Source organism: Cytophagia bacterium CHB2 (genome assembly GCA_030263535.1).
Lineage (GTDB): Bacteria > Zhuqueibacterota > Zhuqueibacteria > Zhuqueibacterales > Zhuqueibacteraceae > Coneutiohabitans.
Window position 1 is genome coordinate 1 of sequence record SZPB01000536.1, and the last position, 3,219, is coordinate 3,219.

The 3,219-nt window shown below is 54.5% G+C and carries 3 protein-coding genes; all 3 read left to right on the top strand.

Annotated features, from left to right (window positions below; genetic code table 11):
* On the top strand, positions 1–535 hold a 535-nt coding region (locus tag FBQ85_28555; GenBank protein MDL1879085.1), incomplete at its 5' end, for a tetratricopeptide repeat protein.
* 265 nt (positions 536–800) lie between these two features.
* Positions 801–2,393: a long-chain fatty acid--CoA ligase gene (locus FBQ85_28560; protein ID MDL1879086.1), complete on the top strand. Its 1,593-nt coding sequence runs from the start codon at positions 801–803 to the stop codon at positions 2,391–2,393.
* A 283-nt stretch (positions 2,394–2,676) separates the two neighbouring features.
* On the top strand, positions 2,677–3,219 hold a 543-nt coding region (locus FBQ85_28565), incomplete at its 3' end, for a GTP-binding protein (GenBank protein MDL1879087.1).

Consider the following 3,219-nt stretch of genomic DNA (forward strand, 5'->3'; position numbering starts at 1 on the left):
AGATGACAACGACGCCGCCATCAAAGCCTACAACGACGCGCTCGCGCTTTTCAAAGCCGTCGGCGACCGCCTCGGCGAAGCCAACACCCTTCAGGCCATCGGCGATCTCCATCAATCTAAGAAAGAGCTCGACGCCGCCATCAAAGCCTACAACGACGCGCTCGCGCTTTTCAAAGCCGTCGGCGACCGCCTCGGCGAAGCCAACACCCTGAAGGCCTTTGGTCAACTTTATCATGCCGAGAAAAAGTTTGACAAGGCCCGTGCAAACTTCGAGGCGGCCATTGCCGGGCACGCGGCAATCAGAGATCGCTACAGCGTTGCTGTTGATTTGTATTATTTCTCTTTTACCCAGGAAAGCTTGGGCCAGGTCGAAGCGGCAATAAAGTCGGTAGAACTGGCATTGCAAACCTGCCTGCAATTGAACTTGCCGTGGACGGAAATGGCCGTAAGCAGGTTATTCGATCTGAAAAAGATGCCGGAAACCGATTTTCAAAACTATCTCGCCGGGCTGGCGCAACAATGGGGCTTGCCTTGATGGTACTGCGGCGAGTAGACGGTTACCTTTGTCCGCATGCTTCACAAGGTTCCTGCGGAATGACAGGATGAAGTACTCATGAAAATTAAAGTATCCTTGAACTGGTGCAGCTCTACGACCAGCTCAGGCCGCTCAACTCTCTCCTCCGCCCTTTTTTCGCTTGACTATTTAGGCCTTTTGTTTTATCGTGAAGCCCAGTTGTGCAACTAAAAAATTGCCTGCCTCAATCAGCTTTTGACTTTCGTCGCGGTATTGGTCGACGCTTATGGTCGCTCGTTCGCTGTTCGACTTTTTGGATATCTGTTCGACAAAATATTCCGAACGTGATGCGTTCGTTTTCGGCGACACGCATTTGAGTTACAGTTATTTCCTGGGCGTCGTCAATCGCCTGGCGAATGGATTGTCCAGCCTGCATCTGCAAAAAGGCGACCGCCTTGCCTTAATGCTGCCCAACCTGCCGCAATTTCCCATTGCCTATTACGCCCTGCTCAAACTCGGCCTGGTGGTCGTGCCCATCAATGTCATGTTTCGTGAAAACGATATTCGCTACATTCTCGCCGATGCTTCGGTCAAGGGTTTCATTGCGTGGGGCGGGTTCGGGCGCTATTTGCAAAATGCCGCGCGTGATCTGCCGGATTGCCGGCATCATATCTTCCTCGGCTCGCCCGCCAACGACGGCCAGTCGGCAAATGCCTACGCCGGCGGCATTGATCTGACGGCATTGATCTCGAATGCCGATGCCAGCGAACTGACACCAACAGCGCGCGACGAGGATCCTGCCGTGATTTTGTATACCTCCGGCACCACCGGCCCGCCGCGCGGCGCGCTGTTGACCCATGCCAATCTCGCCGCCTCCGTACTCTCCTGCTGGGAGGCGTTTCGCATCGATCATGATCATCGCTTTGCCGCAGCGTTGCCTTTGTTTCATGGCATCGGGCAAATGCTGACCATGAACGTGCCGTTGGCGGCAGGCGCGTGCAGCGTGCTGCTGCCGCGCTTTGACGCGATGCAAATGATCGAAACCATTGCGCGCGAACAGGTGACACATCTGGTCACGGTGCCGGCCATGTTGCGCCATCTGCTTGCCGAAATTAATGCCATCGAGCAGGCCTCCACGAATAGCAGTGCCTCCGCGCCAATCGATACTTCGCTCAAATCGTTGCAAGCTCTGATCGTCACCGGCACGCCGGTTGACGAGAGTCTGCGTCATGCGCTGATGCAACGCTTTGGCGTCGATATTTTCGAAGGCTACGGCTTGGCCGAATGCAGCCCGCTGGTGACGGCCAATCGCCCGGACATTACCAACAAACACGGCTCGGTCGGCAAGCAATTGCCCGGCCTGGAATTCACCATCGTCGATGAAAAAGGCGGCGAGCTGCCGCCCGGGGAAATCGGCGAGATCGTGGTGCGCGGCGCGGCCATCATGCCGGCCTATCACAACCGCAACGAAGACACGCAACGCGTGCTCAAAGACGGCTGGCTGTACACCGGCGATATTGGCCGGGTGGATGAGTCCGGCTATCTTTATTTGATCGATCGCAAAATGGATGTCATCAAGAAAGCCGGTTTTCAAATCTTCCCGTTGGAAGTGGAGCGCTGCCTGCTTGCGCATCCGGAGGTGAGCGAGTGTGCGGTGATCGGCGTGCCGGCCGGCAATCTCGGCCAGGAGGTTAAAGCCTATGTCGTGCTCAAGCGGCCGCAAGCGGTTTCAGCGGAAGAGTTGATCCGGTTTTGCAAAGCGCAATTGCCGGCGTACAAATGCCCGCGCTACATCGAATTTTGGGCGGAGTTGCCGCACGGCCCCACGGGAAAAATTCTAAAACGGCTGCTGCGCGAGCGTGTGGCGGCACAGAATTGAGGAACGCCGTTTAAGTAATCTACTCATTTCTTGCACCCGTGAATGAACGCCAATTTACGCTAATCCATTTCTAATTTGCATTTATTAGCGTTCATTCGCGGTTTGAGCTGCGGGAAGTTATTTAATTTTGATCCCTAAATAGGGTCGAGCCTGCGGCCGGGCGATTGGCGCTAAATAAACTCTGCGCCGATGTTGATCGCCCTGTCATATGAAACCAAAATTATTCGAATCCAACAGAATGCTCTCAATCTCGATGCGTTGACCCCTTTTATGGAGGATTACCGTGAAGGAATTTACTACTGATCGTATCCGCAACATTGCTTTGGCGGCGCATGCCGCATCTGGAAAAACCTCGTTGGCCGAAGCCCTGGTGTACGTCTCCGGCGGGATTTCCCGCATGGGCTCGGTTGACGAGGGCACGTCGCTGTCCGATTACCATTCCGATGAAATCAATCGCAAAAATTCGATCATCACCTCCATGCTGTATGCGCTTTGGAAAGATCATAAAGTGAATATCATCGATCTGCCGGGCTATCCTGATTTTATTGGCGAAGTGCGCGGCGGCATGCGCGCGGCAGATTTGGCGGTTCATGTCCTGAATGCACAGAACGGCGTGGAATTGGGCGCGGAAACCGCCTGGCAAATCGCCGAAGAATACGGCGTGCCGCGCATGTTCGTGGTGAATCGCCTCGATAAAGAAAACGCCAACTTCGACAAAGTCGTCGAGCAGGTGCGCGAGGTTTTCGGCAACAATGTGTTTCCCGTGGTCTTGCCGGTGAGTCCCAAAGAATATGTCGATCTCATGCAAATGAAACTGGTTTCATAC